Consider the following 14,278-nt stretch of genomic DNA (forward strand, 5'->3'; position numbering starts at 1 on the left):
ATGAAACAATTATTTGTAGCCTGGATTGCTTTTCATAGACGCCCTGTTTCCATGCAGTCCCACTTTGGCTATGAACTAAAATTTAGCCAATTTGCCTTTTCCAAACGCTATTTAAGACCTTTAGAGTACCTCGTTAAAGGTTGGACAACGCTAGTGCTGTTATTGCACAAAAAGCCTGAAGCGATTTGGTTGCAACTTGCCCCTACTCCTCTACTATATGTGGCTTATTTATATAAAATATTATTCAACCGTCACGTTATTATTATTGCAGATTGCCACAACGTTTTGTTTCGCGCTCCTTGGATAAATTTACCAGGCGCGGTAGATCTTCTTAATCGTTGCGATCTGGTAATTTTACACAACGATTGTGTCAAGCAACAAGCCACAGCAGCAGGCGTCATAGGCAAATGCTTGTATGTTTTGGAGGATCGGCCTGCAATGTTAGATTGTGGAATAATAGAGGATCGATCTGCCTTTCCCCACCCCTGGGTTCTGTTTCCATGCTCGTTCCACGCTGATGAACCTATTGAAGTTGTTTTGGCTGCTGCTCGTTTGGTGCCCGATATTACATTTGTGCTTACTGGCGATACGATCCGCGCCAAAGGTATCCATAATTTGACCAACATCCCGCCTAACGTTAAATTACCAGGATTTTTGCCAACAGTAGAGTTTGATATGTTATTGTGTACTACAGATGCTGTTTTAGGTCTAACCACATTAGAAGATGTCCAAGTCTGTACCGCCAATGAGGCGGTGGGCTCGGCTAAGCCGTTAATTCTTTCTGAGACTAAACTCCTAAAAAAGCTGTTTTATAAGGGTGCCGTTTACGTGAAATCTGATAATCCTCAGTCGATCGCACAAGGTTGCCAAGAAGCTATATCTAGAAAAGCTGAATTAATCGAACAAATCGTCGATCTGAAAGTTGAGCGCAATCAACGATGGCTTAAACAGGCGGAGCAAGTAGATGCGCTTCTCTATCATAGGGGTGCGGATACTTCCTTGTAGGATTATACTTACTAGAAATAGAACTAGGATAAAATCAGTTTTTGGGTCGGCAAAATTAAAGTAATCTTAAGATTAACAGGTTGAATGGTGGGATCGGATGAGTGATGCGAAATTGGCGATTCTAATCGCTTGTCATAACCGGCGTGAGAAAACCTTAGCGTGTCTGCAAGGGATTTATGAGCAGAACGTCATCAGTGATGTCTACTTGGTGGACGATGGCAGCACTGATGGTACCTCAGATGCTGTGAGGAATACCTATCCAGCAGTTAAGCTGCTTGAGGCGGACGGCAACTTATTTTGGGGAGGGGGGATGCGACTTGCGTTTGCAGAAGCCTCCAAAATCGGTTATAATTACTACGTCTGGCTAAATGACGACATCGAACTTTCTGCCAATGCACTAAGTCATCTCTTGGAAACCCATCGCTATTTGAAAGAAACTGGTAAACCAGACTCTATAGTTGTTGGTTCGTTGCGCGATCGCACCACAGGCAAGATAACTTATGGGGGAAGGGTACGGTTAAAAAAATGGCGTCCTCTCAAATTTGAGTTATTGGAACCTGGTGAGAAACCCCTAGAGTGCGATACCATGAATGGGAATTGCGTCTTGATTCCTCGTGCAGTGGCTGAAAATGTAGGGAGCGTAGATCCTGTTTTGACCCATCGCAGAGGAGATTTTGACTACGGATTAAGGGCGGGTAAGCTGGGGTGTTCGATTTGGGTGGCATCCGGTTATGTTGGTACTTGTTCGAGAAATCCTATCATCGGAACTTGGATGGATGCTAACTTGCCTCTAAGCGATCGGCTCAAAAAGTTGAACAATCCTAAAGAGTTATCTTCTAAAGAGTGGACACTGTATGCTAAAAGGTATGGCGGCCCGGTATGGTTTTTATATTGGCTAAGTCCTTACCTCAATTTGTTTATTAGTTCTGCTTTACAAAGTTTAAAACCTAAGACATAAATAAGAAACTTGAACAGCAATGAGTATAGTAAGCAGATGAAACAGTTGTTTGTGGCATGGACTTTTATGCGGCGTCCCGAATCCATGCAGCCGCACTTTAACTACGAACTTACCTTTATAACGTTTGCTTTCAACAAACGGTATTTAAGATTGTTAGAATATATCATCAAAGCCGCCAAAACGCTGCTATTGTTTGTACAGAAACATCCAGACGTTATTTGGGTTCAAATTGCTCCGACACCGTTACTGTATACCGCACATTTATACAAAGCATTGTTTAACCGCCAGGTGATAATTATTGCCGATTGTCACAACAGTATGTTCCGCGCTCCTTGGATAAAATTTCCTGGAGCCCTATCTCTTCTTAATCGTTGCGAGCTAGTGCTTCCACATAACGAATTGGTAAAAGAGCAAGCTATAGAACTAGGCGTAAAAAGCGATCGACTCTGCATCCTAGAAACAAGACCCGCACTCTTAAATCCCGTTAATATCGAAATTAAAGATAACTTTCCTCATCCGTGGATTTTATTTGCCTGCTCCTTTAACGCTGACGAACCAATTGAAGTCGTTTTAGCAGCTGCTAGTTTAATACCAGACATTACCTTTATAGTAACCGGAAAAACAGCACGGGCTGAAGGAATGCACGACTTGAGCAACGCACCACCCAACCTTAAATTAGTAGGATTTCTGCCCAAATCGGAATTCGATATGTTGCTGTGCTGCACCGATGCCGTTTTAGGTTTAACAACATTAGAAGGTGTCCAACTAAGCGTAGCAAATGAAGCTGTGGGAACGGGTAAACCGATGATTCTTTCTGAGACGAAAATTCTCAAAAAATTGTTTTATAAAGGTGCCGTTTACGTAGATTCTCTTAATGCGGAATCGATCGCCAAAGGTTGTAGGGAAGCTATATCTAGAAAAAGCGAATTAACCGCAGAAGTGGAGCGACTAAAAGAGGAACGAAACCAGCGATGGCTGGGTCAAGCAAGTAAAGTAGATGCCATCCTGAATGGAGCCCAAGTTCACGGTTAATTGGTATAATTCCGGCGCGTCCAAACCGTCGCCAAGTTTGGTGACACCGCAAATGCGTAGTTGCCAAACAATCGTCCTGCTGTACTTACAAATAACCGAGCAGGGGTGGACGGATGCTTTCTGTAACGCGCAGATTCCTTTCTTCCGTAGGGTAGGTAATGAGGGTAAAATTCATCGAATTCTTCAAGCGAGGAAAACATGGTATACTGTGCATCAGATTTGAACTTTTGATAGAGAGGGTCTAATTCCCACGGTGCGATAAAATAGTTATTGTAGTCCATTTTTTCCCGGCGAAAAGCGCGTGCGTAGGGCTTACGCAACCAAGCGGGCATCCAGTGAGCCAAAGGCAATTTCGTGTCGTGCGCTACAACAGGAAAAAGTCGATTTGGAGTGGTAAGTAAAACTACAGAACGGGTTGCCCTAGCGATCGTTTCTACACAAACTTTTACGTTTTCCTTACCAACGTGTTCGATTGTTTCTATGCAGGCGAAAATATCCACCGAATCTGGTGGCAAATCTACTTCTTGTAAGATAGCGCAAATAAACTCGCATCTGTTATCCAGACCCAAAATTGTTGCTATTTCTTTGGCTGCTTCCAAGCGGCGTTTATCCGGTTCTATCATATAAACTTTCTTTGCGCCCGCTTGCAAAAAAGCAAAGGAAACCCAGCCAAAACCAGCCGCGCAGTCGGCAACGATCGCTTGAGTGATATCCAGTCTTTTGATACAAGGCCGAACGTAGCGCCGCGTCATGTAGTCTAACGTCTTTTCTACATCAAGATCGGCGTAAATTCCATCGTGAAAATACGGAACTTGTCGAATTGAACTATACTGCTCTGATGTTATTTGTGCCATGCTTAAGTTTCCGTTATGGAATAACATGAACTTGTCTATTGTAATTTAGTATAGAAGTGCGATCGCACCCAACGTCATCTATCCTATTAACAGTAGCAATTTATTTTTATTGTGAATCTAAAGCTGCAATGGTATTGGCACCGCTTGAAAGCCATGTCTTTAGAAGAGATTGTGGCTAGGGCGGAATTAACCGTAAAAAAGAAGAGTTGGCGAGGGTGCCAATCTTGGCTTGCTCCCAAGTCTAATATACTCGGCAAAGATACGTGGGTACTTCCACCTCTACCACAGTCAGCAGTCCGGGAGCGGGAGGGTATCCTAGAAGAAGCCGATCGCTATCTACAGGGAAAGTATACCCTGCTTAACATCTCTTTTGAGGAGCCTGAAATTGACTGGCATCGCGACCCGCAAACAGGTAAACGCGCTCCCCAGACCTTTGGCCCAGACCTAAATTACCGCGATTCGACCGTAACCGGCAACGTCAAGAATATCTGGGAAAAGAACCGCCATCATCACCTCACAGTATTGTCACTCGCTTATGCGCTTACAGAAGATAAGCGGTATGCTGAAACTGTCGAGGCACAACTGCTCTCCTGGGTAGAGCAAAATCCTTTTCCGATTGGCGTAAACTGGACAAGTTCCCTCGAATTCGGCGTCCGTTTGATATCCTGGGTGTGGATCGATCGCCTGCTCAGAGGTTCCCCCAGTCATACGCATTTATTCGGAGAAAAAGGAGTATTGTGGGATACCGTATATTGGCATCAGTGGTTAATCTCCCAACACTATTCCCACGGTTCCTCCGCCAACAATCACTTAATCGGGGAAATGGCAGGACTTTCGATCGCAGCCCAAGTTTGGCCCTTCTTCCCTGAATCCAGTCAGTGGCAGGTTTTATCCCGGAAAATATTAGAACGGGAAATATCCCTGCAAACCTTCTCCACCGGACTAAACCGCGAACAAGCATTTTCCTATCACATCTTTTCTCTGGAATTTTTCCTATTAGCTGGCATAGAAGCACAGCGTTTGGGAACTCCTTTTTCTGCCAACTACCAGCAGTGGGTGCAGCGGATGCTGGAAGTAATTCCCTTAGTAGTGGACGTGGGGGGAAACCTGCTACAGTACGGGGACGGCGACGATGGTATGGCACTTTTGCTAAGACCCTTGGATTCCTCACGTCTGGATTGGCTTTTCCGTCTCGGTCGCCAGTGTTTTAAAGCACAAGTGCCTCTACCGAAAGACGATGAGGGTATTTTAGCCGCTACTCTTATTTGGGATAATCCAGAACAAGAAGCGATCGAATACAAGTTACCCCAAAATTCGGTAAAATTTGATGATGCGGGCATCTACGTACTGACGAATCAGCGGGGTAGCCGATCGGAAATTTTCTGCGTCGCCGATGCTGGGCCATTGGGTTTTCTCTCGATCGCAGCACACGGACACGCAGACGCGCTATCCTTCACCCTGAGTGTGGCAGGAGTGCCAGTAATTGTCGATCCTGGAACTTATATTTACCACGCCGACATGGAATGGCGAAAGTATTTCCGCAGCACAAAAGCGCATAACACAGTAACTGTGGATAATTGCGACCAGTCGGTAGCTGGCGGAATTTTTATCTGGGTTGAACAGGCGCGATCGAACCTAATACACTGGGAAGAGAAACCCGAAGGTGCTGTGCTGGTAGCAGAACACGATGGGTATACTAGGCTAGCGGGTCGAGTAGTTCATCAGCGCAAGCTGGAACTGAAGAACAAACGACTGGAAATTGGCGATCGCCTAGAAGGCAATGGAGTGCATAGTTTAGAGTGGCGTCTTCATTTTTCCCCCTTGTGTAGAGTAGACCTGCGATCGGACATTTGTCAGGTAACCTGGGATGGCGGACGCTTGGAAATTCACCTGGATTCTCAGATGCAATGGGTGCTGGCTAGGGGTGAGAAAGAAGCCGGATGGTATTCGTCTGGATTCAACCTCAAAGAGTCTATTTATACTTTAGTAGGAACTTTGGATACAAAATTGCCCGTATCTTTAACCAACTCTTTGGACATTTCTCATGAAAGTTAGCATTTTTGGCCTTGGATACGTAGGTGCGGTAACGGCAGCCTGCTTAGCGCGGGACGGTCACGAAGTCATCGGCGTAGATGTGAACCCAGAAAAGGTAGCCTTGATTAAAGCGGGAGAAACGCCGATCGTCGAACCGCAACTAGATGTATTGCTAGCTGAAGGTGTCGCCAAAGGCAGTATCGATGCTACCACAGACTCCCAAAAAGCGGTGATGGAATCCGATGTTTCCCTGATCAGTGTGGGTACGCCTCCCACAGAAAGAGGAGAACCCGATCTCGGCTACGTTTTCAGCGTCTGTAAGGAAATTGGGGCAGCTATTCGTCACAAGCAAGTACCCCACGTGGTAGTTTTGCGTAGCACTGTGCCTCCCGGTACGTTAGAACATTGCACCAAACTGCTGCAAGATGCGGCGGGGGATGTAGCTGTGTATACGGCTTTTAACCCAGAGTTTTTACGCGAAGGTTCGGCTATTCGGGATTACGATCTGCCACCTTACACTATTATCGGCACCGAACATCCGGCTGCGGAAGCAGGGGTGCGCCAGATGTACGCCAAAGTGGATGCGCCGATCATTACGGTAAAACCAGCAGTGGCAGAAATGGTGAAATATGTAGCCAATACCTGGCACGCTGCTAAGGTAAGCTTTGCTAATGAAGTTGGACGGGTTTCTAAAGCGTTTGGGGTAGACGGACGGGAAGTGATGAACTTGATCGTTCAGGATACTAAATTAAACCTTTCGCCTACTTATATGCGACCGGGGTTTGCTTACGGGGGTTCTTGCTTGCCTAAAGATTTGGGCGCTTTACTTTACTATGCGCGATCGAAGGATGTACCCATACCGTTTTTGAATTCTATCCCCACCACGAATAACCTGCAAATTGAGTTGGCGGCACATGAGGTGATGCGATCGGGTGCTAGACGAATCGCCGTTTTCGGTTTAGCATTCAAAGCGGGTACAGATGACTTGCGGGAAAGTCCAGCCGTAATTCTGATCAAACGTTTGATCGGGGAAGGATGCCAAGTCAAAATTTACGATAAGGCAGTGCAGCAAGCTCGTCTGATGGGAACTAACCTCGCCTACATTCAGCGAAATCTGCCTCACTTTGAGGGTTTGCTAGTTGCCGAACCACAGCAAGCTTTGGCAGATGCGGAAATGGTTGTGCTGACATACTCTACACCAGAGTTTCGCGAACTTGTAAAAGAAGTTCCCCAAGGAACCAAAATTTTAGATTTGGCAGGTGTCTTTACTGAACCAGTTAAGGAGTTGGATTATCATGGGCTCGGCTGGTAAAGTACTGATTATTGTGGAAAACCTTCCCGTTCCGTTCGATCGCCGGGTATGGTTGGAATCAACTACCCTGCGTCAGGCGGGATATCACGTTTCGGTAATTTGTCCGAAAGATAAGGGTTTTGAAGAAAGCTACGAAGTTATTGATGGCATTCACGTCTATCGCCATCCTATGCCGCCTGAAATAAGTTCGGTTTACGGCTATCTGCGAGAATATTTCTGGGCGGTTGTTTGGGAGTTTCGCTTAGCGCACCGCGTCTGGAAAGAACAGGGTTTCGATTTAATCCATATCTGCAATCCGCCAGATTTACTTTTTTTGGTGGCAGCTTGGTTTAAACTTTGGCGACGAGTGCGAGTCATCTTCGATCACCACGATATTAATCCAGAAATGTACGAAGCAAAGTACGCACGGCGCGATATTTTCTATTATGGGTTGCGCTGGGCGGAACGCTTGACTTTTGCGACAGCGAATGTATCGATTTGCACTAACGAGTCGTACCGGGAAGTGGCGCTTGTGCGCGGACGCAAAAAACCAGAAGATGTTTTTGTGGTTCGCAGTGGGCCTAATCTGGAACGCTTCCGTCTAGTTCCTCCCAATCCAGTTTATCGCCGGGGTCGGAAGTATTTGGTGGGATATGTGGGGGTGATGGGGGAACCGGAGGGAATTGATTACCTTTTGGAAGCTGTGAAATATATTGTCCGAGAACAGGGTCGCCAGGATATTCAGTTTATGCTAATCGGTAGCGGCCCGATGTTCGATCAACTACAAGTTCTCAACGAAAAACTTGGGATTACCGAGTTTGTGGAATTTACAGGCAGAATTCCCAATGATGAGTTACTGGCGAGACTTTCGACTTGCGATGTTTGTGTGAATCCCGATCGCAAAAACCCTTACAACGATCGCTCCACGATGAATAAGATTATGGAGTATATGGCGCTGGGGAAACCTATTGTCCAGTTCGATTTGTTGGAAGGAAGGCGATCGGCAGAAGGCGCATCGGTTTACGCTAGAGGTAACGACCCTGTAGATTTTGGCGACAAAATTCTCGAACTTTTAGCAGATCCCGATCGCAGAAAACAAATGGGAGAAGAAGGTCAGCGCAGAATGGAGGATAAGCTTGAGTGGCGTCACCAAGCACCTAAACTTTTAGAAGCATACAAGAAAGCTTTTGGCAAGTAGTCGTTTATTGTTGATTGTTCATTCCCAACCATCATACACTGTCAAAGACTTGGTAAGACCGAAAAACTTTTCCTCAAAAAGATTGGCGTTGGGAAATAAGCTTAGCAATTTTTGCTTGCTTAACAATTTAATAGAATCGACTGCTTCTATTGCTTGTACTTGGTCGGAAACTGGGCCGCGCCATCCCAACTTGAACCGTTGAATTAACCACACTTTTACCGACAGCGGTAAAAACTGAAAGAAAGGAAAAAGAAAATGAGGTTCGATGGGAAAATATAAATTAGGCGTTTGCACGAAATATCTTTTTCCCACACGCATTATTTCATTTGCCATTTGCATCTGATCGCGAAAATCTCCTACGTGTTCGATCGCGGAATTGGAAACCACTGTATCAAATTCGCGATCGGCAAATTGCTTCATATCTCTAGCATCGCCATAAACAACTTTAAGCTGCGGATGATTAACTTCAATTTCGTTAATATTGAATAAGGTAATTTCTACCTGACCCGCTTCTTGGGACAAAAAATCCATTTTTTCCCAAAAAGTCTGGGTTCCACCTACGTCGAGTATCTTCAGTGGGCCAGGAATTGATTCAAGCAGTGATTTTAACAATACAAACCGCTTTTTCCTTAGCTTTGACGCTAGGGAATCAGGTCGTCGAAAATCGTAAATTTTTCCTAAGATATCGCTCATTTGAGCTATAGCTGAGCTAATACTAATAATAGAATTATTATATCATTTCCGCTAGCTTCGGAATCATAAAAATTAACCGCAGATGTTGGCGCAGCCTGACCGTAGGGTAGAAAGATACACGCAGATGTAGGCAGATAAAATAATGAACGGAAAATTAAAAGGAAGGCGGGCATTTATACTGGGATTGGGAGGGTTGGCGGGGGTAGGTGCTTTTACACTAGAGAGCAAATTCAGAGGGGAAAATAACCAAACTCAAGCGCTTTTAGCATTGGGGGATGCACCTTTGCGCGATCGGGCCACCGCCAAAGGTTTAATTTACGGAGCATCTACACAAACTAACTATGAAAAATTTTCCCAAGATAGCCAGTTTATGTCTAATTTTGTGCGAGAGTGCGCTTTGTTGGTGGGAATATTTACTTGGAGAGCAATTGAACCACGTCAAGGTGTTTTTGATTTCAAAAATACCGATAAGTTTGCCAAGTTTGCTACGGATAATAAGATGCTTTTTAAAGGGCATCCTTTAGTGTGGTATAATTCATATCCAAAATGGTTAATTGAGAAATTTCAAAATGCAAATACCAAAGCAAAAGAAATAGAAGAAATTTTAGTTAACCATATTTCAACGTCAGTGGGAAGGTATGCGGGAAAAACATATATGTGGGATGTAGTAAATGAAGGAATATATATTCCCGATCGACATCCCGATGGATTGCGAGATCCGCAGATTACGGCGAACAGGCGAGGGCAGAAATTTCCAGATTGGCTTCATTATTTAGGGCAAGATTATATTGATATTGCCTTTCGCGCCGCCGCCAAGGCAGATCCCCAAGCATTGTTAGCATATAACGAGTTCGGTTTGGAGTATGACAGGGAGGAAGAAAGTGCAAAAAGAACGGCGGTATTAAAGTTGCTGGAGCGGTTAAAATCGAAGGGAACTCCTATTCACGTTTTGGGTTTGCAGGGACATTTATTAAGGCGGGGAAATGAAATGAGGGACTTCAATCCCGCCAAGCTAAAAGCTTTTTTGGATGAAGTGGCAAATATGGGGTTAAAAATTATGATTACAGAAATGGATGTGACAGACCAAACATTACCAAAGGAGATTGATGTGCGCGATCGCATCATTGCCAAAGCATACCAAGATTTTCTTTCAGTTGTGCTGGAAAATCCAGCCACGATAGGAGTGTCTACTTGGGGGCTTAGCGATCGCTATACTTGGCTTTCCGAAAGGGCGGAGCGAAACGATGGCGCTGCGGTGCGCCCTCTACCGCTTGACGCCGAAATGAAACGCAAGTTAGCCTGGAATGCGATGGCACTTGCCTTCGATAAAGCACCCAGACGCGAAGTCCGCTGACCAGACCAAAAACAAAGACGATCGTTTGTTAAGCTCTGAAACTATCGGCGATCGCTAAATTGTAACCTTCCACAAATTTTACGCGGTTTTTAATAAGCGATTAACTCTACATAAGCCATAATCAATTTGTCTGCAAGCTTATTGTACAGGTGTCAAATTGTCAGATCCCACAAGCAACATACCTCCTGATAACGACCCCGATCGACACTTCCGCACAGACCACCTGAAGGCCGACCTCAAAGGCCGCTCAGTGCGGGGCGGGGCGGTCACAATGGTGAGTCAGATAAGTAAAATTATCCTCAATTTTGGCTCGACCGCAGTCATGGCTCGCCTGCTGACACCGGAGGATTATGGGTTGCTTGGCATGGTTGTCATCATTACCGGCTTTATCGATCTGTTCAAAGATCTAGGCTTGTCTACAGCAACGATCCAAAAATCTGAGATTACCCACAAACAAGTCAGCACTCTGCTTTGGATAAACGTAGCGATCGGTTTTGGGATTACGGTGTTGACAATAGCGATCGCACCTCTGGTTGCCTGGTTTTACAACGAACCGCGTTTGACACCGATCGCAATGGTGCTGGCAATCGGGTTTATCTTCGGTAGTTTAACAGTCCAACACCAAGCCTTGCTGAGAAGGCAGATGCGCTTTAAAGCCTTAAGCGCGATCGATCTCACCTCCATGTTCGTTAGTGTTATTGTTGGTATCGCCTCAGCCTTGATGTTGCCCGATAAAAACCAGTACTGGGCGCTAGTGTTTGCCAGATTGAGCATGACGATCTGTAACACGATCGGAGTGTGGATCCTGTCTGGTTGGCGTCCCGGTCTACCAGATCGGAACAGCGGCATAGGTGATATGCTGGCCTTCGGCAGCCACATTACCGGCTTTAGTATGCTTAATTACTTTAGTCGGAACACAGATAATCTGCTCATTGGATGGTACTGGGGGCCCCAAGAGTTGGGTCTTTATGCCAAAGCTTACCAATTACTGCTCCTGCCGTTCCAACAAATCACCGTACCGATTAGCAACGTCGCTCTCCCTGCACTCAGCCGTCTCCAAAATGAGCCAGAGCGATACCGCAGCTATTATCAGAAAGGCGTTCTGATGTTAGTTATATTGGGAATGCCTCTGGTTGTGTTAATGTTCGTCTCAGCAGATAAGGTGATCCTGACCCTCCTTGGCGACCAATGGACGGACGCCATTGCAATCTTTCGACTGCTGGCTCCAGCTACTTTTGTAGCAACGTTTAACGCCGCAGCGGGATGGGTTTATACTTCCTTGCGTAAGGCAGATCGTCAGTTGCGTTGGGGCATTTTTACCGCAGTTGTAGATCTGATCGCTTTTACGATCGGCGTTCGATGGGGTGCGATCGGTGTAGCCACAGCCTACAGCATTAGCAGAATTCTCACCCGTTATCCCGCCATCCACTACTGTTATAAAGCTACATTTTTGAACGTCACCGATCTTGACGCTGTAATCTGGAAACCTGCCTTGGCTTCAGTGTTAGCTGGTGCCGCACTGTTTGGAGTAGATTATCTAATCCTGTTTACCCAGAACCCAGCGATCGGATTGGCGATCGATTTTATTATTTACACACTGTTTTATATTTTGGCATGGTCTATCCTGCCCAATGGCTGGCAGACCCTGCGTGGAATTGTGCAACTAATCAAAACTTTGCGTTCAAAACCCAAGGAGGCTGGCAATGCAAATTAATAAGCTCAAACAATTAATTCCCCAACCGATTAAACGCCTGAAATACAACGGGCAAAAGCAATTGAAAAAGCTTCAAACAGAATGGGAAACGATCTCCGCCAAAGTCAATCCCAAACCAATTATAGTTTTGGGCAACCAGAAGTCTGGCACCTCAGCTATTGCGGCACTTCTGGGCGAAATGACCGGCCAAGCGTTTCTGATCGACATGATGAAATCGAACGATCGCAACATTTACGAACCAGTAAAAAAAGGAGAAATATCCTTTCGCGATTTTATTAAGCTCAACAAACTCGAATTTTCCAAAAATATCATAAAAGAGCCTAACCTGACTTTATTTTATGACGAATTAGTCGAACATTTCCCCGAAGCAAAATTTGCATTTGTGATTCGAGACCCCAGAAATAATATCAGAAGTATGCTCGACCTTTTTGAAATACCGGGCAATCTTAACCAAATGGAACAAGAACATTATAACCGTCTTGTCCGTTCTTGGCCCTCTATTTTCGATGGAACCTGGTTGGGAATAAAAGGAGAAAATTACATCGAAATATTAGCAGAAAGATGGAACTACACAGCAAACGTATATCTGCAAAATCGAGATCAGATACTACTGGTAAAATACGAAGATTTTGTGAAAGATAAAATCGGCGAAATCGCCCGACTTGCCGAGAAACTGGGACTCCAACCTGTTAAAGATATTTCCGACAAAGTAGATGTGCAATTTCAACCAGCAGGCGGTAATAAAAACGTCAAATGGAAGCAATTTTTTGGCGAGGATAATTTAGCTCGCATCGAAGGCATCTGCGGCGAAAAAATGAAGCAATTTAACTACTTACAAAGCCATGAAATGTCTAATTAGCAGAGCGATATTACAGACATCAAAAGGAGAAACAGCATGAGAATTGCCGTATTGGTAGACCAGTTTCCCGCCGTATCAGAAACCTTCATCTTGCAGCAAATTGTCGATTTAATCGATCGCGGACACGAAGTCGATATTTACTCTAACAAAATCGGCAATCTTTCCCAAGTGCATTCGTGGGTAGAAAAATACCGACTTCTCAACCGCACCTTCTATCCCCAAATGCCAGATAACCGTTTCTTGCGCGTAATGAAAGCACTAGGAATAATCATAGCAAATCCCTTAACAAATCCTGCTATTTGGGTGCGATCGATCGACTATTTGAAATACAAACAGCAAGCTTCATCACTAAAATTGTTCTACGGAACCAGCAGATTTGTAGGTAAAAAACCATACGATATCATCCACTGTCAATTAGGATTTCTCGGCTTGCAAGGACTATTGTATCGCCAGATAGGAGTCCTTAAAGGAAAGTTGGTAACATCATTTCGCGGCAACGATTTTATCGTTTATATTAATAAGTTTGGCAAAGATTATTTTAACGAGCTTTGGGAACAAGGAGACTTCTTCCTTCCCGTCTGCGAAAGTATGAAACGCCAGATGATCGAATTAGGGTGCGATGAGAAAAAAATTACCGTATATCGCACCGGACTCGATCTGAAAAATTTTGCTTTTACTCAGCGACAAATACGTGCCGATCAACGAGTAAAATTAGTAACAATTGCTCGTCTGGCGGAAAGCAAAGGCATAGAATACGGTATTAGAGCGATCGAAAAACTGGTAAAAAATTACCCGCACATCGAATATCTCATCGTCGGAGATGGCCCGCTAATGGGAGAATTACAGCAATTGATTCGGGAACTCGATTTACAAAACGCGGTAAAACTGCTAGGCTGGAAAAAGCGAAACGAAGTTATAGAAATCCTCAGCGGTGCAGATATTTTGGTAGCCCCCAGCGTCACAGCTAAAAACGGCGCTCAAGAAGGTATACCTAATGTATTGAAAGAAGCAATGGCGATCGGATTACCAGTCGTCAGCACCCACCACAGCGGTATCCCAGAATTGATTGAAAATGGCGTTTCGGGTTTCTTAGTTCCAGAACGCGATGCAGATACTCTGGCCGAAAAAATCGGCTATTTGGCAGATCATCCAGAAATATGGCTGCAAATGAGCCGTGCCGGTCGCGCCTGCGTAGAAAAATCTTACGACCTTAACAAATTAAACGATAGACTGGTTGAAATCTATCAAAATTTAGGGGAGGCATAACAAATTATTATAAAAATACC

The 14,278-nt window shown here is 44.9% G+C and carries 12 protein-coding genes; 10 read left to right on the forward strand and 2 right to left on the reverse strand.

The window, feature by feature from the left end; all coding sequences use genetic code 11:
* The 3 genes from LAY57_RS01460 (at position 1) to LAY57_RS01470 (ending at position 2,995) form a co-directional block, all read left to right on the forward strand.
* Positions 1-1,005, forward strand: coding sequence for a glycosyltransferase family protein (locus LAY57_RS01460; protein WP_249064513.1), 1,005 nt, complete (start codon positions 1-3; stop codon positions 1,003-1,005).
* A 97-nt stretch (positions 1,006-1,102) separates the two neighbouring features.
* Positions 1,103-1,963, forward strand: coding sequence for a glycosyltransferase family 2 protein (locus LAY57_RS01465; protein ID WP_249064514.1), 861 nt, complete (start codon positions 1,103-1,105; stop codon positions 1,961-1,963).
* 36 nt (positions 1,964-1,999) lie between these two features.
* Positions 2,000-2,995 (forward strand): glycosyltransferase family protein, encoded by a 996-nt coding sequence (locus LAY57_RS01470; RefSeq protein WP_249064515.1) that lies wholly within the window; start codon positions 2,000-2,002, stop codon positions 2,993-2,995.
* On the opposite strand, the gene LAY57_RS01475 is transcribed toward LAY57_RS01470, so the two are convergent.
* Positions 2,992-3,849: a class I SAM-dependent methyltransferase gene (locus LAY57_RS01475; protein WP_249064516.1), complete on the reverse strand. Its 858-nt coding sequence runs from the start codon at positions 3,847-3,849 to the stop codon at positions 2,992-2,994. The two genes, LAY57_RS01470 and LAY57_RS01475, sit on opposite strands and share 4 nt — an antisense overlap.
* A gap of 111 nt (positions 3,850-3,960) precedes the next feature.
* Here LAY57_RS01475 and LAY57_RS01480 point away from each other — a divergent pair, with 111 nt between their 5' ends.
* The 3 genes from LAY57_RS01480 to LAY57_RS01490 are packed head-to-tail and all read left to right on the forward strand — an operon-like array spanning position 3,961 to position 8,372.
* Positions 3,961-5,904 carry a heparinase II/III domain-containing protein gene (locus tag LAY57_RS01480; protein WP_249064517.1) on the forward strand — a complete coding sequence of 648 codons (1,944 nt, stop codon included), beginning with the start codon at positions 3,961-3,963 and terminating at the stop codon, positions 5,902-5,904.
* Positions 5,894-7,195, forward strand: a complete 1,302-nt coding sequence (locus LAY57_RS01485; protein ID WP_249064518.1) for a UDP-glucose dehydrogenase family protein — start codon at positions 5,894-5,896, stop codon at positions 7,193-7,195. The genes LAY57_RS01480 and LAY57_RS01485 overlap by 11 nt, the downstream gene beginning before the upstream one ends.
* Complete coding sequence (locus tag LAY57_RS01490; RefSeq protein WP_249064519.1) at positions 7,179-8,372, forward strand: glycosyltransferase family 4 protein; 1,194 nt, start codon at positions 7,179-7,181, stop codon at positions 8,370-8,372. The genes LAY57_RS01485 and LAY57_RS01490 overlap by 17 nt, the downstream gene beginning before the upstream one ends.
* An 18-nt stretch (positions 8,373-8,390) precedes the next feature.
* Here the strand turns inward: LAY57_RS01490 and LAY57_RS01495 are convergent, their stop codons facing one another.
* Positions 8,391-9,065, reverse strand: coding sequence for a class I SAM-dependent methyltransferase (locus LAY57_RS01495; RefSeq protein WP_249064520.1), 675 nt, complete (start codon positions 9,063-9,065; stop codon positions 8,391-8,393).
* A gap of 142 nt (positions 9,066-9,207) precedes the next feature.
* Here LAY57_RS01495 and LAY57_RS01500 point away from each other — a divergent pair, with 142 nt between their 5' ends.
* The 4 genes from LAY57_RS01500 to LAY57_RS01515 all read left to right on the forward strand — a co-directional run bounded on the left by LAY57_RS01500 (position 9,208) and on the right by LAY57_RS01515 (position 14,258).
* The gene (locus LAY57_RS01500) at positions 9,208-10,419 is read left to right on the forward strand and encodes an endo-1,4-beta-xylanase (RefSeq protein WP_249064521.1); all 1,212 of its coding nucleotides are present in this window, start codon (positions 9,208-9,210) and stop codon (positions 10,417-10,419) included.
* Between the two features lie 157 nt (positions 10,420-10,576).
* Entirely contained in the window at positions 10,577-12,133 is a 1,557-nt protein-coding gene (locus LAY57_RS01505) for a lipopolysaccharide biosynthesis protein (RefSeq protein WP_249064522.1), read from the forward strand.
* Positions 12,123-12,992, forward strand: a complete 870-nt coding sequence (locus LAY57_RS01510; protein ID WP_249064523.1) for a sulfotransferase family protein — start codon at positions 12,123-12,125, stop codon at positions 12,990-12,992. The genes LAY57_RS01505 and LAY57_RS01510 overlap by 11 nt, the downstream gene beginning before the upstream one ends.
* Positions 12,993-13,028: 36 nt before the next feature.
* Positions 13,029-14,258 carry a glycosyltransferase gene (locus LAY57_RS01515; RefSeq protein WP_249064524.1) on the forward strand — a complete coding sequence of 410 codons (1,230 nt, stop codon included), beginning with the start codon at positions 13,029-13,031 and terminating at the stop codon, positions 14,256-14,258.
* Positions 14,259-14,278 lie beyond the last annotated feature (20 nt).

Source organism: Argonema antarcticum A004/B2 (assembly GCF_023333585.1).
Lineage (GTDB): Bacteria > Cyanobacteriota > Cyanobacteriia > Cyanobacteriales > Aerosakkonemataceae > Argonema > Argonema antarcticum.